Here is a 17,827-nt window from a genome sequence, read left to right as displayed (position 1 = left end):
GGGGTGGTTGTCAGTCGTCGGCAAATAAGTATCTGTGGGTCATTCCCGTCGTCAGCGTCGGTGACCCGTTTTCAAATCGGGGTCGAAATTTTGCCAACTTCAGTGCCTTGCGTACCCGTGAGCGAATACGCACATTGTCTTCCGGCATAGATTCTATTATGGCCACATTTCGTGCTCTGCCGTAAGGGGTTACATCAAATGACACCAAGACATAGGGTTGGTTCTCTTCATCCTCCTCCACTACTGAGGAATCGACCAAGGGCAAGTCGGGCAATGCCACCGGTTGTCCGAACAACAGGTCGATCTGGGTCTGGTCGATATTGCCGTCCCTGAGCGCATCGTGGGACTCCTGGTAAATTGCCAGCGCCGACTGCCACTTGTTGAACAACAGGTACCAGTCGCCGAGTTCCACCTTGGCTTTGGCCTCGGCCCAGGGCGGGGAGTCGGGGTTGTTGGCGTAGACATTTACCATGCGGCTGATGGCCCGCTTGCCGCTGTTGTAGCTGTTGGTAATGTACTGGTCGAGGCGCGCTTTCTGCTCGGCGCTGGTGGGTTCGCTGCCGGCGCGCAGTTGAAAGCTGGGTTCGGTTTCGCCCTTGTAGGTGGCAAGGTAATAATTGGAGACGGTGATGCCGCGCAGTGCGTCGATCAGCCGCAGGTCATTTTTGCCGTAGTTGGTGTCGATGATGTCCACCGCCAGATTGAACAACTTGTGGGCGCTGATCAGATGGTTGAACAGGCCCGCCCCCATATCCAGGGCGTAGGCATTCAGGTGCCAGGCGCTCAATTTGTCGATCACCGGCAGCATGCGCGGGTCCTCGGTACCGAAGTTGCGGCGGTGCAGCCAGTAGAGGTATTGATGGCGGTCGTTAGCCTCGCTCCACTGACCGCGCGCCACGTGGCTCTCGATCAGGCGCTCCAGGATGGGTACCTGGCTGAGGCTGTAGAGTCCTTCGTTGACCCGGTTGACATGCATGGCGCGCTTAAACGCCTCGATGGCATCGTCGTGTTCGCCCTCGGTCTGATAGGTGATACCCAGGCCCACCAGGTGTTCCGACAACTGGCTGCCATAGGCACCCTGTTCGGTCTCGACCCGATCGATTTCGAGCTGATAGTCGTTGGTGGAGCGAACTTTGGGCCTCGTATCCTCCTCGCTGACGATACGTGCGATGCTGCTGCCCTCGCCCTTTTCGCCGGGGCTGATCAGATAGTCTGTGACCGCCGATCCCTGGGACTGGGCGCCGGCCATAAGGGGAAGTCCGGCAATCAGACAGATAGCGGTATAGGATTTGGTCCGCTGTCGGCCGGGGGCCGAGTTTTCGCGGGAGGCGTCGTGGAGATTTCCATAGCTGGGTTGGGGGAGCCTGTTACCCCGGAACCTGTGACCCAAACAGCTACGACCCAGGTGCTTGATGTCAGCGTAAGCCCGATCGAAGTAACGACAACAATTTAGAGTATGCACAGTTGAACCGCGTTTTTATTCAGTGATTGACACACAAGACCCAACAACTAAGGTTAGAGCCCATTCTATGCGCTGGGTTCCTTGCCTCCTTGACACCTGCACGCCCTGTACTTCCAACTGCCCTGCGTGCCGGCAATAAACTGGTTCGATGTTAGTGAAAACTCACTTAGACTGACATTCGCCCTTTGGTCAGGCTCTGCGTCCCCATACCCTGATACTGTATAAGACTGATAAGGTTGCAGTTAACTCAATAAATTGGGACGAACGCTGCCTTACAACTCATAAATTTCCGGTGCTGTGTGCGGTACTGTCTCCAAGACCTGCTCCAGTACTGCTGTCTCTGTTCTGCCGTTGCGCTCGCCAATATATCTGCCGGGTCTCCGGTCTATCTTACCCAGGTTGGCCAGCCATATTGAATGCCTATATGGATACTCTACAAGATTGACACTCTACACTGCGTGATCGGCACTCTACAATGGCCCCGTCAGGCTGAAAATAGCCTATAGGTCCAGCGTACAGAGACTCAATATACGTGCCATGTTTGACAGTTTGACGAGCAAAAATAGCGGTTTGGCGAAATAACCGGGACTGGCGGCCCGGCGCCCCACCGGCGCCCTAGACACAAGGCAAACACATGGACACGCAACAGAAAACGATGTCATCAAGTATAGCCAAGTCCGCTTCGATTATGCTGTGTCAGATTCCCGCTTTTCCGGCCGCTGCCGCTCCGGCGGGACGAAAACTGTGCCGGGTGGTGCGCCGCTGCGAAGGTTTGGTGTTACCGCAGGCCAGCTTGTGGAATTGCCTGATATTAATTAGATGAAAAGAAGATAAGAATGAATTTGGATATCGCAAATCAGTATAGAGATTCCGCTGTTCCCGAGGTCGGGTGGCGATTGGCTTATAGCGAAAAGATTGGTCGGCTTGAGCCGACACTAACAGGTTCGTCTATTGTTTTTAGGCGCACAGAATGTTGTAACAAGCGCCATCTCAGAAAGAGAAGATAAAGGAGAGAAAAATGAGAAGTATTCACGTTGACACCGGTGTTGCAGATGCCCTGGCCGCATTCGAAATGCCGCAACGGCTCGGTTTCGGTGTCTTGATGGCGCCGGTCATGTACCGCTGTCAATACCAGGACGGCCGCTGGTGGGACGCCGAGCTGATGCCTTACGGTCCGCTGCAAATAGACCCCGCAGCCAAGGTCTTACATTACGCACAGGAGATTTTCGAGGGCCTGAAGGCCTATCGGGTCGATCGCGACCGGGCTGCCCTGTTTCGACCGCAAATGAACTGGGAGCGGATGAATTTGTCGGCCCGGCGCCTGTGTATGCCGGATATTCCGCGTGATATTTTTATGCAGGCGGTGCAGACGGTTACCGCCTACTGTGAAGACTTCATTCCGCGCAACAGCGGGCAGTCGCTGTATCTGCGGCCGTTTATGTTCGGCACCCAGCCGGATTTATCGGTGGCCGCCGCCAACAGCTACAGCTTTTTGGTAATCGCCAGTCCGTCGGAGGTCTACCACAGCGGCAGTATGCGGGTACTGGTCGAGCGCAACGACTCCCGGGCTGCGGTGGGCGGCACCGGGGCGGAGAAAGTCGGCGGCAACTACGCGGCGTCGCTGCAGTCGGTGCAGGCCACACTGGCCAAGGGGTTTGACCAGACCCTGTGGCTGCATCCCTCCGATCGCCGCCATATCGAAGAGTTGTCGGGAATGAATTTTTTTGCGGTGATGGAAGGCGAGCTGCACACGCCCGCCCTGAGCGGGTCGATTCTGCCGGGCGTCACCCGCGATTCGCTGATACAGCTCGCGCGGGCACTCGATATCACCGTACACGAACGCCCGATGGACATTGACGATCTGCTGGCGCTGATAAAGTCCGGCACCTGCACCGAGGCTTTTGCCTGCGGCACGGCCACCATTGTCAGTCCCATCAGCGTTCTCGGCGATGCCGACGGCCAGGTCTACGAACTGCCCGACACCCCGGGACCCGTGGCCCGGCAGTTGCGCCAGGCGCTGCTGGATATCCAGGAGGGCCGCGGCAGTGACCGCTTCGATTGGATGAGCCCGATACCGCCCGAGTGCTATCCCTGACCGCTACCTGGCCGAAAGTGTAGAGCGAATGGCTGATACGGGCTAACCCGTCGCGGCGTTCTGATCTAGCATATCGACAAGTAATTGACGGCAAATAACCGATAAGGGGCGATGAACATGGACTTTCGTAAGCTGCTGACGCGGGAAGAGCTTGAGCCTTTCCTGCAGAAGTCCGATGCCTGGGGCCTGTGGCTGCTGGTGTGCAACTGGGGCTTGATTGCCGCCGCGTTTGCACTGGTCGCATTCTGGCCCAACCTGCTGACCTGTCTGGTGGCTGTGATTGTGCTGGCTAACCGCCAACTCGGTATCAGCGTACTGATGCACGACTGCTCACACCAGGCGCTGTTTCGCTCCCGCGGCCTGAACCAGTGGGTGGGCAAGTGGCTGTGTGCCGCCCCGGTGTTTGCCGATCTCGACGGCTACCGGCGCTACCACATGCGCCACCACCGCGACGCCGGCACCACGGCCGATCCCGATTATCCCAACTACAAGAATTACCCCGTCACCAAAATGAGTGTAGTGCGCAAAACGTTGCGCGACCTGGTGGGCTATACGGGGTTGAAGACGTTTTATGCAGTGCTGTTAATGCACGCGGGGTTGCTCGAGTACGATATGTCCTACCAGCATCACCGTGCCCGCAAACGGCCGGGACCGCTGGCGATTATGGGCAATTTAGCGCGCAACCTGTGGGCGCCGGTGCTGGTCAATGTCGGGCTCTGGGTTCTGCTGTACAGCACCGGGCACGGCTATCTCTTCGGCTTGTGGGTGCTGGCCTATCTGACGTTGTTCATGTTTTTCGCGCGTATGCGCAATGCCGCCGAGCACGCCAATGTCCCCGATCTGCTGGATCGCGACCCGCGCCTGCACGCCCGTACCACCCATGTGAATTGGCTGGAGCGGCTGACGTTTGCCCCCAACCACGTCAACTATCATATGGAACACCACTGGGCGCCCGGGGTGCCTCCCTACCGGCTGGCGGCGCTGCACCGCTTCCTGACTGCCAAGGGAGTGCTGGCGGACACACCGGTGGCCAACAGCTACGCGGATGTTTACCGGGCCATGGTGGGCGCGCCTGAGGCCATTATTCGAACCCCGTAATGGTGTAAGATAGCGCCTTTTTGGCGAGCTGCGTGGGTCGAGTATGTCAGGTGTCAGCGATTTGGTGCTGAAATTCAGTTGCCGGGATCAGCCGGGTATCGTCGCTGCCGTGGCCGGTCTGTTTACCTTGCAGGGTTTCAATATCCGTGAATCCTCCCAGTATGAAGATGTGTCGACCGGCCGCTTTTTTATGCGCACGGTGCTGGAGTCGGTCGAGGGACCGAAACAACTGGCAGCCGTGAAAGCGGCATTTTTGTCGGTGGCCGAGCGTTATGGCATGAACTGGGAACTCTACGACCGGGTATACAAGCCGCGTATGCTGGTTGCTGTGTCGCAGTGGGGGCACTGTCTCAATAATCTGTTAAACAGTTGGAAGCGCGGCACCCTGCCGGTGGAACTGGTGGGGGTGTTTTCCAATCACCAGGATATGCGCTCGCTGACCGAGTGGTACGGCGTACCGTTTCACCACCTGCCGGTTACGGCTGCCAACAAGGCTGAGCAGGAAGCGCAGGTGCTGGCACTGCTGGAGCGCACCGGCAGTGATTTCCTGGTGCTGGCGCGCTACATGCAGATTCTCTCCAACGGTTTATGCCAGCAGCTCGCCGGTCGTGCCATTAACATTCATCACTCTTTTCTGCCGGGGTTCAAAGGGGCCAAACCTTACCATCAGGCCTTTGATCGCGGGGTGAAACTGATCGGCGCAACGGCCCATTATGTGACGGCGGAGTTGGATGAAGGCCCGATTATCGAGCAGGCGGTGGAGCGGGTATCCCATGCCGATACGCCGCAGGAGCTGGTGGAAATCGGCCGGGACACCGAGGCTGTGGTACTCAACCGCGCCGTGCGCTGGCACGCCGAGCACCGGGTGTTGTTAAACGGTAATAAAACGGTAGTGTTCAACCGCTAGTGCTTCGACAAATAAAGTTTTTCACCTAAAACGGGTTTTGGTTTCCTTAGCTGACACGGTCTCGATCCGGGGGGGCTAGCCCCTCGGGATACGGGCTAGGCCCCCCCCGGATCGAGACCTCAGTGCCAACGAGGGAGAGTATTCTCTGGTCGAAGCACCAGACAATTTACCGGAGCAAGCGCCGCCCCTCCGGCAGGGCAAATAGGTAGTGATCGCGGCTCAGGCTCGACAGGGTTTCGCCATCGCTGCTGAAGCTTACCCTGCCCGAGCCGGTTTTGCGAATATCGCGCCGCTCGGCCCGACCCATCTCTATGTCCCCCGATCCCATGATGGAGCCCCTCACGTTTTTCGCGCTCAGGTTGGCGCCGTCGAAGCTGCCGGAACCGGCAATATTGATTTGCTGGTTCTTTACTTCGCCGCTCACCCCAATGTCGCCGCTGCCGCTGATGGTGGCGGCCGAGTTGATGGCCTCGACTTGGGCGATGTCAATATCGCCCGATCCCTTGATGGCCACGGACAAATTCTGGGCGGTGACACTTTCCATGACGATGTCACCGGAGCCGGTAATGGACACCGAGAGATCGACGGTGACCAGCGGTCCCACCGCGATATCGCCGGCGCCGGTCAAATGAATACCATCGATGCGCGGCATGGTGACATCAATGTGTAAGTCGTCGATGTTTTTGTTGCCGGACCCGTTGTTGTCGATGGCAATATCCAGGGTTTTGTTCCGCACCTGGGTTTTGACGCTGTCCAGCAACTCGGCGGGGCCGGTCACGGTGACTTCGAAATTCGCGCCCTCGTTGACGCTGACGTTGCCCGCGGCCAGCATTTTGACGGCGGTAAATCCGCTCAGGTCACGGGTTTCGGTGGTGGATGCGTGGGCGAACAGCGTGGTGAAGGCAAGGGTCAACGCTGCCAGTAAAATGCGTTGCCACCCGCAATGGGAAGTATTGGTCGAGGCCATGGTAGTAGTCCTTTCAATAGAGTGAATCGTTGTGTTGGTGTCAGGATAGACGCCGGTGGACTTGCATTTGGATTCACCCGATGAAAAAAAAGTCCGGCTTACGCGCTGTCTCGCTTTAGCGCCCAGATACCCAGACCACTGCTGAGCAGGATAAAAGCCAGTGTGCCGCCGATGGTGAAGGTGTCGCTCAGCAATGACAGGGATATGCCGATATCGATCAGGATACCCAGGACCGGTAACTGCCATAGCACCGCGGCCGAGGTGATCAACAGCGTCAGGGTGAGAATCAATGCCGCGGCTTTATCACCCAGGCGCGCACCGGGCAGGCGGGCCATGACGGTATCGGTAAAGCCGTTGTCGTCGAGATAGGTTTCGCCGCGCTCCAACTGGTCGCCGAGCCACCGATCGAAAGCCGCATCGGCGGGTATCTCACGGCTACAGGGTTCGTTTTCGGTTTTTTCATTTTCCAGCTTCTCGGTTTCAGGCTGTTTGTTCTCAAACTTTTCGTTTTCAGACATGGGATTCAACCTCCCGCCAGGGAGCCAATAATGATTGCAGTTTCTGCTTGCCTCTCAATACGTGAGTTTTTACCGAACCGAGCGGAATGTCCATGATTTGCGCCGCCTCCTGGTGTGAAAAACCCCGCTGCAGGCAAAGATGGATGGCCACCCGCTGGGGTTCTGACAACTGTGCCATGGCCGTGTCCAGATCGCGGGCGATATCGGCCCGCTGCGGTTCGGTGGGTACCTCGGGCAACTCACTGGCCGTGTCGCCGGTGCCGGTTGCCTGTTTGCGGCGCTGACTCACCATCACATTGTAGGCGATGCGATAGAGCCAGGTGCCGAACTGTGCCTCGCCGCGGAAATTCCCGAGCGCCTGGTAAGCTTTGATAAATGCCTCCTGCGCCAGGTCCTCCGCCAGGGCGTGATCGCCGCGACACCAGCCCCGCAGCGACGTGCGCAGGCGCGACTGATAGCGGCGCACCAGTTGCGAGTAGGCGTAGTGGTCGCGGTGTTGCTGCGTGCGTCGCACCAGGTCCAGGTCACTGACTGTCATGGGTGTCAGGGTGCGGTGCCGGCTGGCGGTTGATTCAGCTTCCAGATCAGCAGGTGGGCCAGTCCGAGAAACAGCGGAATCAGCCCCAGGCTGCCGAGTGCGAGGTCATCGATAATCGCCAAGCTGATAGCGGTGCCGAGTCCCACGGCCATATATTTCACGCCGGTTTCCCGGTGCCTGGGGCGGCTTTCCAGATGGTCGAACAGTTCCGGCGGCAGCTCTCTGCCCTTTTCGATCATCTTGTTGATATTGTCGTGTAGCAGTTTGCGGCGCCGGTGCTGGTTGATGCTGACCAGCCCCACGATCAATACCGGCGTACTGAGTAGCGCGACCACGGTGATGGCGGCGAGAATGGCTTCGAGTCTGTATTCGGCGGCAATGGCGTAGAGTGCGGCGGCGCTGTCCGCCGTGCTCTCCGGTGGCTGGCTGGCGGCGGTTTTCCGCGCCTGTTCCCTGGCGGCCTCGACTTGCTGTGCATCCACCAGCCCCCGCTGCTGTAATTTCTCCATGACCCTCAAGGTCACTGTCTCGCTGTTATCGGGGTCGTTATTGGCACCGTCTGCCGCCGCCTGGCCGGCCGTCGCCAGGGCCAGTAGCAGATACAGGGTGGTGGTGGTGAGAAAGGTCTTCAATCGCTGCATAAGTCTATATTCCGCTGGTCAAAACGTGAGGGCGGCTCGAGTCATTGGGTTATGACGCGGTGGGGGTGGTGTTTGGATTCACGGCTCTTGAATTCTTTTAGGGTCTGGCGGCAAAAAGCCCTATCTTGGCAAGGGTAGCGCGAGTCTATCTGCGTTGCCAGGGAGGGGGCAATGGCAGAGGGGAATAACGTGTTCCTGGCACCATTCTCGGCCGGACGGTAGTTTTCCATACAGACTCCCTCTACAATATCCCGCTCCGGCCAGCGCGATGATAAAGGTGATAGGGATATGCCATTATTTATTTTAACGATTGTCTTACAAGTCGCCTGCGCCGTGCACGCGGTCAGAACCGGACGCGATAATAAATGGCTGTACTTTATCGTGCTGGCGCCCATGATTGGCTGTGTGGCCTATATTCTGGCGGAGGTATTGCCGGAACTGCGCCACTCCCGGACTGCACGCCGGGCCAACCGGTTTGTGATCGATAAGCTCGACCCCGATCGCCAGTTGCGTGAATCCACCGACCGCCTGCAGGTTTCCAACAATGTCGACAATGTCATCGAGTTTGCCGAACAGTGTGTGGAAAAGGGCCACTATGACGAGGCGATACAGGCCTACCGCGACGCCATGCACGGGCTGTTCGAGTTCGACCCCAAATTGATGCTGGGCCTGGCGCGCGCCCAGTTTGCCGCGAGTCACTTCGCCGATACGGTAACCACGCTGGACCAATTGATCGAACAGCACCCGGAATTCAAATCCGCCGACGGCCACCTGTTGTACGCGCGGGCGCAGGAGTCCCTCGGCGAAGTGGACCGCGCCCTGCACGAGTACGAGACGCTGGCCCAGTACTACCCCGGCCCCGAGGCCAAGTGCCGTTATGCGCTGTTGTTGAAGAGGCAGGGTAAGTTGAGCTTGGCCGCCAGCCTTTTCGAGGATATCAAGTTGACCGCGCGGCGCTCCCCCAAGCACTATAGCCGCCTGCACAAACAGTGGATTGATATTGCCCGGCGCGAGACGTAAGGGCACGGGTGGCAGAGGCAGTTGGCAACAATCGGGGGTAGCAAAGCGGTTATGGCGGCAAAAGGCGCAGAGAAAACAGCGGGTAGCGTGGTGTTAATCGGCATGCCGGGTGCGGGCAAGAGCACCATTGGGGTGATGTTGGCCAAGGAATTGGCCAAAGACTTTGTCGATACGGATGTGCTGATTCAGGTGCGCGAGGGTCGGACCCTGCAGAGTATTATGGACGGCGCAGACTATCTGCATTTGCGCCAGATTGAGGAGGCGGCGCTGCTCGACGCCCATTTGCCCGCTCACGTGGTGGCCACCGGCGGCAGCGCGGTATACAGCGACGCGGGCATGCAGCATTTGAAGCAGTATGGTGTGGCGGTGTTTCTGGACCTGCCGCTGGCGGATTTGCAGCGGCGCATTCACAACTACGCCGAGCGCGGCATCGCGCGGCGGCCGGGGCAGACGTTTGAGGCGCTGTTCGCCGAGCGCCGGACGCTGTATCTACAGCACGCCGATATTGTCGTCGACTGTCACGACAAGACGCCGGAGCGAATTATCGGTGAGATTATCCGGGCGCTTGCCCGTTTCTGATAACGCCGGAAAGAGGTCGGTAACTGCCCGCAACTACAGCGGCAACTGGGTCGTATATTTGACCTGTTTCAGCGCGAAAGTCGAATTCACCGAGGCTACGTTGGGCAGGTGGACGATGGTGCCCTTCAACAGCTTTTCATACTGGTCGACACTGTCGACCACGATGCGCAGCATATAGTCGCGCTCCCCCGTGGTGGAGTAGCACTCGACAATTTCATCGATGTTGTGTACCGCTGACTCGAACGCGTTGAGCGACGCTTCGTCGTGGCTTTTAATCGTAACGTAAGCATGTACCGACACCCCGAGGTTGAGTTTTGCCGGGCTCAGCAGGGTGACCCTGCCCTGGATGACGCCTTCGGCCTCCAGGCGCTTGATGCGCCGCCAGCAGGGTGTGTGGGAGAGGCCGACTTTCTCTCCCAACTCGGCCATGGAATAGTCGGCACTGTCCTGCAGGGCACGCAGAATTTTGCGGTCGAATTCGTCCAGCTCAACAGGGGATTTCATCCTAAATATCTCAAGTATTGTGAGGGTTGTATCCTAATCTTAGCCGGCATTTCCAAAAAAGCGCAACTATCGGCTGAGGCGGTTGCCGCCGGTGCGGGAGCGGGTAATTAAATTACATGTCAGCTAAATTCGGCGCTATAATCGCTGACCTGCCCGGTATCCCAAACCCATTGCAGAGATCAGTAAAAAGAGAACAGCAAGAGGACCCGATATGTTCGAACAGTTAGACGTGCTGCCCGCCGATCCCATTCTCGGTCTGATGGCGCTCCATCAGCAGGACCCCAACCCGAACAAAGTCGACCTCGGCGTCGGTGTCTATCGCGACGAGCAGGGGCGCACCCCGATACTCGCCAGTGTCAAGGCGGCGCAACAGCGCCACCATGAAGCCGAGGCGACCAAGGCCTACATTGGTCCCGCCGGCACCGAGGGGTTTGTCAGTGCCACCCAGACGCTGCTGTTCGGATCGGAGCACGCTGCAGTGCGGGACGGGCGGGTGGTCACGGTACAGACACCTGGCGGTTGTGGCGCGCTGCGGGTGGCCGCGGAATTGATCGGCCGCTGCAATGATGCCGCCACCATCTGGGTCAGCGATCCCACCTGGGCCAATCACGTGCCCCTGTTGGGGGATGCCGGAATTACCATTCGCGAATATCCTTATTACGATCGCAACACCAACAGCATTCGTTTCGATGAGATGATGGCTACCCTGGAGCGGGCCGAGGCCGGCGACCTGGTGTTGCTGCACGGCTGCTGCCACAACCCCTGCGGCGCCGACCTGACGCCGGAGCAGTGGCAGGCGGTGGCGACCCTGGCCGTCAAACGCGGTCTTACCCCGTTTATCGACATCGCCTACCAGGGTTTTGCCCGGGGGCTCGACGAGGACGCCGATGGTATTCGCGTGTGCGCGGACACCGTGCCGGAGTTGTTTGTCGCCAGTTCCTGTTCGAAGAATTTCGGTCTCTACCGGGAGCGGGTGGGATCGGTCACCCTGGTGGCGAGCGATACGCAGCAGGCGAGCGCCGCCCGCAGCCAGTTGATCAGCGTTATCCGCGGTATCTATTCCATGCCGCCGTCCCACGGCGGTGCCATTGTGGATATTATCCTGAACGACGTCGAGCTGCGCCGGCAGTGGACCGATGAGCTTGGTGCAATGCGCGATCGTATCAACGAACTGCGGCGCCAACTGGTAGAGAGCTTCAATCGAAAGGGGGCCGAAGGGCGTTTCGATTTTATCGCCAGGCAGCAGGGTATGTTTTCATTTTTGGGTATTGCACCGGAGCAGGTGCAGAAAATACGGGAGGCTTCTAGCATATATATGCTCAGCTCCAGCCGTATCAATATCGCCGGACTGAGTCGGCACAACCTCGACCGTGTCACCGGTGCGGTGATGTCGGTCTTGTGAACTGCCGGTGCGACGGGTTTACTAACCTCAAAGGCGGTAGTTTTGCTTGAGGGTGATGTTTGGATGAAGGTAGTGCTTCGACCTGTAAAGATTTTCACGTCGGTGGCACTCAGGTCTCGATCAGGGGGGCGCCTAGCCTACAGTCCTTCGGGACCTTCGCCAGCATGGATGCTGGCGAGGAGCCTACAGGGGTGGAGCGGGAAACAGCGAAGCGCTGCTTTGCCCCGCGGAACGCCCGAAATCTATGATTTCGGGCTGGGCCCGCTTGCGGGTATTCACGGCGAGTCCCGAAGGACTGTAGGCTAGGCGCCCCCCTGATTGAGACCGTGTCGACCAAGGGCACCAAATTCCGTTTTAGGTAAAAACCTTTATCGATGGAAGCGTTAGGAGCGATAACCACATGGATTTCACACTGACATCTGAACAGCAGATGATCCAGGACACGGCGCGGCAGTTTGCGGCAGCCGAACTGGAACCACTGGCCGCCAGCTTCGATCGCGGTGAAAACCCGACGGCGTTTACCGGCAATCTGCGCAAACTGGCTGAGCTGGGTTTTATGGGATTGGCCATCGACGCCGACTATGGCGGTGCCGAGGCGGGCAGTATTGCGTTCAGCCTCGCCATCACGGAGCTGGCGCGGGGTTGTGCCTCCACCGCGGTGACCGTCTCGGTGACCAACATGGTGGCGGAGGTGATTCAGGCGGTGGGCAATGCCGCCCAGAAGCAACAGTTCTTGCCGCGCCTGTGCAGCGGTGAATATCCGGCCGGTAGTTTTTGTCTCACAGAAGCTGACGCGGGCAGTGATCCGGCGGCCATGAAAACCACGGCTGTGTGCGAGGGCGATCACTACCGGCTTAACGGCAGCAAGATGTTTATTACCAGCGCGGCCTATGCCGGCGTCTTTGTGGTCTGGGCGGTGACTGACCCGAGCGCGCGTAAAGGTAAAGGCATCTCCTGTTTTCTCGTCGATCGGGATACGCCCGGATTGCGGATCGGCAAGGCCGAGGAAAAAATGGGTCAGAAAGCTTCGACCACCAATACCGTGCATTTCGAGGATTGCCTGGTGCCCATTTCGGGGCTGCTCGGCGCGCCGGAGCAGGGGTTTCGAATCGCCGTGGGCGAATTGGCCGGCGGGCGTATCGGCATCGGGTCGCTGGCGCTCGGCCTCGGCGGGGCGGCGCTGGACTATGCCCGACACTATCTCACCGAGCGCCGCCAGTTTGGCCAGCCACTGGCTGAGTTTCAGGGGTTGCAGTGGATGCTGGCGGACCACTACACCGATATGGAGGCGGCGCGGTTGCTGTTGCTGAACGCGGCGGCGTTGAAAGAGGGCGGGCTGCCGTTTGCCAAACAGGCTTCGATGGCCAAGTTGTTTGCCTCGGAAAAAGCCAACCGGGCCTGTTACGCCGCGCTGCAGATGTTGGGGGGCTATGGGTATATCAAGGAGTATCCGCTCGAGCGCCTGGCCCGCGATGCCCGGATCACCACCATCTATGAAGGTACCAGCGAGGTGCAGCGTATTATCATTGCGCGCCAGCTTTTGAGTGAAATCAATTACCCGTAAACTGTTTCTAATTTGAACCCAGTGTCGGCTGTGATGCCGGCGTTGATGGGGCAGACCTACCCCGGTACTATTCATTAAGATCGGCAAAAAGTGAGGTTTGATAAATTGTGCAAATCCTCTTAAGAGCCAACATTAGGCGCATGCAGCGAGTGTCATTTAGAAGCTGAGGATATTCTATGGAATTACAGAACAAAGTCGCCGTGGTAACCGGCGGCGCGTCCGGTCTGGGTCGGGCCGCCTGTGATCAGTTGGCGGCGGCGGGTGTCAAGGTCGCCATCTTCGATCTCAACGAGGAGCTGGCACAGGAGGCGGTGCAGGCGCTGGGGCCGGATAAAGTTCGTTACCAGCGGGTCGATGTCAGCGATGAGCAGTCGGTGGCCACAGCAATTGCCGACACTGTCGATGTGTTCGGTGCCATTCACCTGTGTGTCAACTGTGCCGGTATCGGCAGCGCCGGTAAAGTGCTGAACCGCGATAACGAACCGCTGCCGCTGGCGGCGTTTGAGAAAACGCTGGCTGTCAATCTGACCGGCACATTTAATGTCGCCCGGCTGGCGGCGGCGCAAATGGCAAAAAACCCGCCCCAGGGCGAGGCGGGGGAGCGGGGGGTGATTATTAACACCGCCTCGATTGCCGCCTACGAGGGACAGATGGGGCAGTGTGCCTACGCCGCCAGCAAGGGCGGTATCGTCGGCCTGACGCTGCCGATGGCGCGGGACCTGGCGACGCTGGGGATTCGCGTCAACACCATAGCGCCGGGCATTATGGGAACGCCGTTGATGCGCGCCGCGCCGCAACAGGTGCAGGATAATCTGGTTGCCGCCATACAGTTTCCGAAACGGATGGGATTGCCGGCGGAATTCGGCAGCCTGGTGGTGCATATAGCCAGCAACACTTATCTCAACGGCGAGACCCTGCGGCTCGATGGCGGTATCCGGATGCAGGCCCGATAAGCGAGTGCCATGGTCAACGGCATCAGTCTTTGTCCGGGCCTTGTCGGGTGCCCTGTGTCGTCTAGGTGTTCGGCGACGCTGATTTTGCGCCGGTATCTGCCGGTGCGTTTTGTGCCGCCGTCCCGCTACCGTTGTCTTGTTTTGTGTATTTGAGTACCCAGGCTAATCTTTTTTCCATGCGGGTGGGATTGAAGTAGTCCGGCGCCAGCTTTTTTGCTGCAGCCGCATAAGTCGCGGCTTTTTTGACATTGGTGTTGAGAAGCTCGTGACGGGGTGGTGCCTGTGAGCCTATCAGACTTTCCGCTGAATGCAGGTAAGTCATCGCCCGGCCCAGCTCCCGGTAACCGGGTTGAATCTCCAGCAACCGCTGTTTGGCGATGACATACTCTTTTGCCAGCGGTTCCATGCGTTCGAGCAGGGGGGTGAGCTGATAATCCGGGTCCTGTTCGCGAATCCTTGCTGCCCTGTAGCCGAGGCTCTGGATAATGGACAGGCGCCGATCGAGTAAAAATTTACTGGATGTGTAGTCGGGTTGTTCAAGCATATACAGTTCACTGTGCAGAAACCGGATATGGTGATGAGCCGGGCTCGGTGTTTCGTCTTGTTTCTCTTGAAAAAATGTTTTGAGCGCTTCGTAGCGTAAGCGAAACTGTTCGATCTCCTGCTTTTGCGGTTGAGGAAGGTCTGTGTTTTGCAATATATGCAGTCTTGAGGCGATCAGTTTCAGCCCTCTGGGTGCAACGGTTCGGACTTCGCCCCGCAGCGGTACTTGTGGTATTGCCTGCTTGCGGTACACTTCCAATGTGACGAGTGTCTTGCGCAGCGATGAGAACGCACGCTCCGTTTTTTGCTCCTGCCAGTGAGCCTGCTTCTCCTGCCACTGCGCTTGTTTATCGTCACTGCCCGCGGCCAGGCCAATTATCGGCGCAAAGCTTATGCCCAAACAAATGAAAAGTGCAATTTTATCCATGTGGGGTAAATGCCTGTAGCTCAGGTTGTGAGTTTTCTAAAGGCTGTTCCAGTCAAACCGTGAAGCCTCAGTGCTTTTCGTTGAAGGCACTAGGTCGAGGTGGTGACCGCGGATACTTTGTGTATTCAGTGCCCGCGGCCGTATTTGGCGATACGATCTATAGTCGGCGCAACTTGCTACAAATACTGTTCTACCGCTATGCAGGGTACTGTTCTTGTGATTTCTTTTTTATCCAGCGACAGGCCGGCCGAGTAGTTGCCACCGCCGGTGTAGGTCTGCTTAAACCACTGAACGTAAGATGAGCAGGTGTTGTCTTCATGCTTACTGGCCACAACCCCCGCCATGACTATTTTCAACGGAAGGCCCAGGCCGTTTTTGACCACCGTCGCTTCACTGCTGGTCATGTGCAGCACATCGAAGGGGATTTCGCTGCGTTGCATTGCGCGTTGTGCGTTTTTGGCAAATCGCCCGTGTAGCGGACCGGGGTCGGGAACCCCGACCTGCCCTTTTAAAATAAACTGTTTGGCCGCTTTCGTGGAGGCGTCGATCGGTATCTGACCCTGTGCCAACAGCGGCCCCTGCGTTAACTGCGGGTCGACTTCCTGGTGACTGTTATGGGCATAGATTTTTATACCGAATGTCGCTTTGCGGATATTCTCATCGACCATTTTCAAGACGATATCCCTGAAGCCCTGATAGTAGTCCAGGTTGGTTTGGGGGAAATATTTTGTTTGCAAGCCAACGTAGATGTACGGCTGGGTGCTGATAAAGCTGCGCGGGGAAAAGGAAAACACTTTCTTGCCGTCCAGCTCATAGACCACTTTGATTTCGATACTTCCGGGGACGCCCAATGTCTTTTCATGGTTGCGCATCTTGATATATTCGTTGACGGCCGAGTTGGCGAAACCGGCGCGAATATTCAGCGGCTGACCCAGTTCGTAGGCGGATATAAAGTCCTTTTCGCTACACTCTATACCCAGAGTTTCATTGCTGAAGGCAACCTTTCCGACTATGGCTTTTTGGCAGGCGGTGTCCTGTTTATCGTACGACTCAAACTCATTGCGGGTGCTGGCGACTGAGAAATACTTTAGTGCCTCTATGCTGTTTTGGGCTTGTTGTGGCTTGTAGTATTCCGGTGCCGCAGATTTGGCTGCTTTGAGTTCTTTTTCGGCGGTTGCCAGATACTGATCCAGTTTCGCTTTTTCGGCCGCCGGCATAGTGCCGTCGCCGGATTCCCACATGGCGTTCCTCAGCCACCGGGAAAGTTTAATCGCCGGTTCCAATGCTGCCAGGGCGCGGACCTCTGCGTCGCTGCCGGGCATATGCGGCAGTAAGCGGCCCGTTACTTCGACAAAGGCACGGGCATGGGGTTGAAACCTTTCGATTATTTGCGAATAGTCATAATTCGGGTCTTTTTGTTTGGCGGTGACAAAAGTCGACGACAGGAAATAATAAGAGGTTTTCGTGACATCGGTATCGGAGCTAAACTGAGGTCTTGCTCTGAATCTCGCACCTTTTTCGATACTCGCCAAGGTGGTGTATATGGATTTAATTTCTTCGGCGGCCGTGCTGGCTGGTTCTTGTTTTTTGTGATCTAAGTAGGACTCAAAGGATTCTTTGCGGGCAATAAGCTCATCCAGGTTGTAGCTGGGGTCCATGTTTTTGATCTTCTTGATATAACCGCTGATTCTCTTGAAGTAGTTGTCAGAGTTCTTTATTTCTTTGTCTGTCAACGGCACGCCGACTATGCTGGCGTCAACGATTTTCTCGAGTCGGGTAAGGTTGCTTTCGAATTTGTCGACCTGCCCCTGTAGTATTTTTGCCTGGCCTGCGGAAAGCGCCTTTGGTGCGGCACCGGAGCCGCTGCCGACCTTTTTATTGACGGTCTTTGCGTCTGTTTTTTGTGCCGGCGTGGCTGCCACCTTTGCGGCGGGTTTGCCAGCCGGCTCTTTTTTCTTGTTCTCAAAGAAAGTGATAAAGGAATCGTAGCGTGAAGTGATTTCGTTCAGGTCATAAGTGGGATCAATTTTTTCTATTCGTGACTTATATCTCAGGATATTATCCAGATAGCCTTGCGTGCGTTTCAGCTCCCGTTCGGTGAGTGGTACTCCCACTACAGCGCTATCGGTAGCTTTCTGCAGCCGGTCAAAAGTTCTCTCAATTTTGCTGAGCTGGCTCGCCACCATTTTTTCGTTTTTTGTTGAGGCGATTGTTGTAGAACTTTGGAAAAGTAATGCACTGATCAATAGTACTAAAGAGAAAACGCCACCACGGCGTTTATTGTAGTCCATTAGCTGCCCCTTCAAGAGATAAGTCAGGTAGTTTATAGTTGCGCGGAATACTAGCATTTGACACATATCCTATTTGTTACTAATTTGTAAAAGCTAGGATATTGTTAACATTTTGTAAAGGTTGAGAGGGCCTGGGCGGAACGCCGAGAATGTACCGTCTGCCTTACTGTTTTGAGGCTGGCGGTAGCGAGGTATCTTGCGTGCATGGGCGTGAAATTAGTGCATAAATCCGTGGCTACTTACACGTTCGCTTTTCTTTTAAGGGGTGCTTGGCGGGAGAGCTACGATGCTAAAGGCGCGAAAAGTTTGCGGATATTC

At 57.0% G+C, this 17,827-nt stretch carries 16 protein-coding genes; 8 read left to right on the top strand and 8 right to left on the bottom strand.

Going from position 1 to position 17,827, the window contains the following annotated elements:
• Window positions 1–10 precede the first annotated feature (10 nt).
• A complete protein-coding gene (locus FKG94_RS03650) occupies window positions 11–1,249 on the bottom strand; it encodes a tetratricopeptide repeat protein (protein ID WP_142902834.1) in 1,239 nt (412 codons plus the stop codon).
• Between the two features lie 1,231 nt (window positions 1,250–2,480).
• Between FKG94_RS03650 and FKG94_RS03645 the strand changes: the two genes are divergently transcribed.
• From FKG94_RS03645 to purU, 3 genes are all read left to right on the top strand, one after another.
• Complete coding sequence (locus tag FKG94_RS03645; protein ID WP_142902833.1) at window positions 2,481–3,557, top strand: branched-chain amino acid aminotransferase; 1,077 nt, start codon at window positions 2,481–2,483, stop codon at window positions 3,555–3,557.
• A 117-nt stretch (window positions 3,558–3,674) separates the two neighbouring features.
• A complete protein-coding gene (locus tag FKG94_RS03640; protein WP_179957478.1) occupies window positions 3,675–4,655 on the top strand; it encodes a fatty acid desaturase family protein in 981 nt (326 codons plus the stop codon).
• A gap of 43 nt (window positions 4,656–4,698) precedes the next feature.
• Window positions 4,699–5,562: a formyltetrahydrofolate deformylase gene (purU, locus tag FKG94_RS03635; RefSeq protein ID WP_142902831.1), complete on the top strand. Its 864-nt coding sequence runs from the start codon at window positions 4,699–4,701 to the stop codon at window positions 5,560–5,562.
• Between the two features lie 166 nt (window positions 5,563–5,728).
• Here purU and FKG94_RS03630 read toward each other — a convergent pair whose 3' ends face one another.
• The 4 genes from FKG94_RS03630 to FKG94_RS03620 form a co-directional block, all read right to left on the bottom strand.
• Window positions 5,729–6,529: a head GIN domain-containing protein gene (locus tag FKG94_RS03630; RefSeq protein WP_179957477.1), complete on the bottom strand. Its 801-nt coding sequence runs from the start codon at window positions 6,527–6,529 to the stop codon at window positions 5,729–5,731.
• A gap of 98 nt (window positions 6,530–6,627) precedes the next feature.
• A complete protein-coding gene (locus tag FKG94_RS28655; RefSeq protein WP_179957476.1) occupies window positions 6,628–7,047 on the bottom strand; it encodes a hypothetical protein in 420 nt (139 codons plus the stop codon).
• On the bottom strand, window positions 7,040–7,585 hold the full coding sequence (locus tag FKG94_RS03625; protein ID WP_142902829.1) for an RNA polymerase sigma factor: 546 nt from the start codon (window positions 7,583–7,585) through the stop codon (window positions 7,040–7,042). Before FKG94_RS03625 ends, FKG94_RS28655 begins: the two co-directional genes overlap by 8 nt.
• Window positions 7,586–7,590: 5 nt before the next feature.
• Window positions 7,591–8,226, bottom strand: coding sequence for a DUF6249 domain-containing protein (locus tag FKG94_RS03620; protein ID WP_142902828.1), 636 nt, complete (start codon window positions 8,224–8,226; stop codon window positions 7,591–7,593).
• Window positions 8,227–8,514: 288 nt separating this feature from the next.
• Between FKG94_RS03620 and FKG94_RS03615 the strand changes: the two genes are divergently transcribed.
• Window positions 8,515–9,246, top strand: a complete 732-nt coding sequence (locus tag FKG94_RS03615; RefSeq protein WP_142902827.1) for a tetratricopeptide repeat protein — start codon at window positions 8,515–8,517, stop codon at window positions 9,244–9,246.
• 51 nt (window positions 9,247–9,297) lie between these two features.
• A complete protein-coding gene (locus FKG94_RS03610) occupies window positions 9,298–9,825 on the top strand; it encodes a shikimate kinase (RefSeq protein WP_142902826.1) in 528 nt (175 codons plus the stop codon).
• A 33-nt stretch (window positions 9,826–9,858) separates the two neighbouring features.
• Here the strand turns inward: FKG94_RS03610 and FKG94_RS03605 are convergent, their stop codons facing one another.
• On the bottom strand, window positions 9,859–10,329 hold the full coding sequence (locus tag FKG94_RS03605; protein ID WP_142902825.1) for an Lrp/AsnC family transcriptional regulator: 471 nt from the start codon (window positions 10,327–10,329) through the stop codon (window positions 9,859–9,861).
• A gap of 211 nt (window positions 10,330–10,540) precedes the next feature.
• Between FKG94_RS03605 and FKG94_RS03600 the strand changes: the two genes are divergently transcribed.
• The 3 genes from FKG94_RS03600 to FKG94_RS03590 all read left to right on the top strand — a co-directional run bounded on the left by FKG94_RS03600 (window position 10,541) and on the right by FKG94_RS03590 (window position 14,248).
• A complete protein-coding gene (locus FKG94_RS03600) occupies window positions 10,541–11,731 on the top strand; it encodes an amino acid aminotransferase (protein WP_142902824.1) in 1,191 nt (396 codons plus the stop codon).
• A gap of 400 nt (window positions 11,732–12,131) precedes the next feature.
• Complete coding sequence (locus tag FKG94_RS03595; RefSeq protein ID WP_142902823.1) at window positions 12,132–13,295, top strand: acyl-CoA dehydrogenase family protein; 1,164 nt, start codon at window positions 12,132–12,134, stop codon at window positions 13,293–13,295.
• A 176-nt stretch (window positions 13,296–13,471) separates the two neighbouring features.
• Window positions 13,472–14,248: an SDR family NAD(P)-dependent oxidoreductase gene (locus FKG94_RS03590; RefSeq protein ID WP_142902822.1), complete on the top strand. Its 777-nt coding sequence runs from the start codon at window positions 13,472–13,474 to the stop codon at window positions 14,246–14,248.
• Window positions 14,249–14,309: 61 nt separating this feature from the next.
• On the opposite strand, the gene FKG94_RS03585 is transcribed toward FKG94_RS03590, so the two are convergent.
• Both FKG94_RS03585 and FKG94_RS03580 read right to left on the bottom strand, forming a co-directional pair.
• Window positions 14,310–15,218, bottom strand: a complete 909-nt coding sequence (locus FKG94_RS03585; protein ID WP_142902821.1) for a hypothetical protein — start codon at window positions 15,216–15,218, stop codon at window positions 14,310–14,312.
• A 176-nt stretch (window positions 15,219–15,394) separates the two neighbouring features.
• Window positions 15,395–17,509: a hypothetical protein gene (locus tag FKG94_RS03580; RefSeq protein WP_142902820.1), complete on the bottom strand. Its 2,115-nt coding sequence runs from the start codon at window positions 17,507–17,509 to the stop codon at window positions 15,395–15,397.
• Between the last annotated feature and the right edge of the window lie 318 nt (window positions 17,510–17,827).

The organism is Exilibacterium tricleocarpae, assembly GCF_007004655.1.
Taxonomy (GTDB): domain Bacteria; phylum Pseudomonadota; class Gammaproteobacteria; order Pseudomonadales; family Cellvibrionaceae; genus Exilibacterium; species Exilibacterium tricleocarpae.
Note: the sequence above shows the minus strand (reverse complement) of the source record. Positions and strands in the feature narration are given on the sequence as shown.

Excerpts from the sequence above, each read along its gene's own strand:
- FKG94_RS03620 (WP_142902828.1), bottom strand. The coding sequence starts at position 8,226 with ATGCAGCGATTGAAGACCTTTCTCACCACCACCACCCTGTATCTGCTA.
- FKG94_RS28655 (WP_179957476.1), bottom strand. The coding sequence starts at position 7,047 with ATGTCTGAAAACGAAAAGTTTGAGAACAAACAGCCTGAAACCGAGAAG.
- FKG94_RS03580 (WP_142902820.1), bottom strand. The coding sequence starts at position 17,509 with ATGGACTACAATAAACGCCGTGGTGGCGTTTTCTCTTTAGTACTATTG.
- FKG94_RS03605 (WP_142902825.1), bottom strand. The coding sequence starts at position 10,329 with ATGAAATCCCCTGTTGAGCTGGACGAATTCGACCGCAAAATTCTGCGT.
- FKG94_RS03585 (WP_142902821.1), bottom strand. The coding sequence starts at position 15,218 with ATGGATAAAATTGCACTTTTCATTTGTTTGGGCATAAGCTTTGCGCCG.
- FKG94_RS03595 (WP_142902823.1), top strand. The coding sequence starts at position 12,132 with ATGGATTTCACACTGACATCTGAACAGCAGATGATCCAGGACACGGCG.
- FKG94_RS03625 (WP_142902829.1), bottom strand. The coding sequence starts at position 7,585 with ATGACAGTCAGTGACCTGGACCTGGTGCGACGCACGCAGCAACACCGC.
- FKG94_RS03615 (WP_142902827.1), top strand. The coding sequence starts at position 8,515 with ATGCCATTATTTATTTTAACGATTGTCTTACAAGTCGCCTGCGCCGTG.
- FKG94_RS03590 (WP_142902822.1), top strand. The coding sequence starts at position 13,472 with ATGGAATTACAGAACAAAGTCGCCGTGGTAACCGGCGGCGCGTCCGGT.
- purU (WP_142902831.1), top strand. The coding sequence starts at position 4,699 with ATGTCAGGTGTCAGCGATTTGGTGCTGAAATTCAGTTGCCGGGATCAG.
- FKG94_RS03645 (WP_142902833.1), top strand. The coding sequence starts at position 2,481 with ATGAGAAGTATTCACGTTGACACCGGTGTTGCAGATGCCCTGGCCGCA.
- FKG94_RS03650 (WP_142902834.1), bottom strand. The coding sequence starts at position 1,249 with ATGGCCGGCGCCCAGTCCCAGGGATCGGCGGTCACAGACTATCTGATC.
- FKG94_RS03630 (WP_179957477.1), bottom strand. The coding sequence starts at position 6,529 with ATGGCCTCGACCAATACTTCCCATTGCGGGTGGCAACGCATTTTACTG.
- FKG94_RS03600 (WP_142902824.1), top strand. The coding sequence starts at position 10,541 with ATGTTCGAACAGTTAGACGTGCTGCCCGCCGATCCCATTCTCGGTCTG.
- FKG94_RS03640 (WP_179957478.1), top strand. The coding sequence starts at position 3,675 with ATGGACTTTCGTAAGCTGCTGACGCGGGAAGAGCTTGAGCCTTTCCTG.
- FKG94_RS03610 (WP_142902826.1), top strand. The coding sequence starts at position 9,298 with ATGGCGGCAAAAGGCGCAGAGAAAACAGCGGGTAGCGTGGTGTTAATC.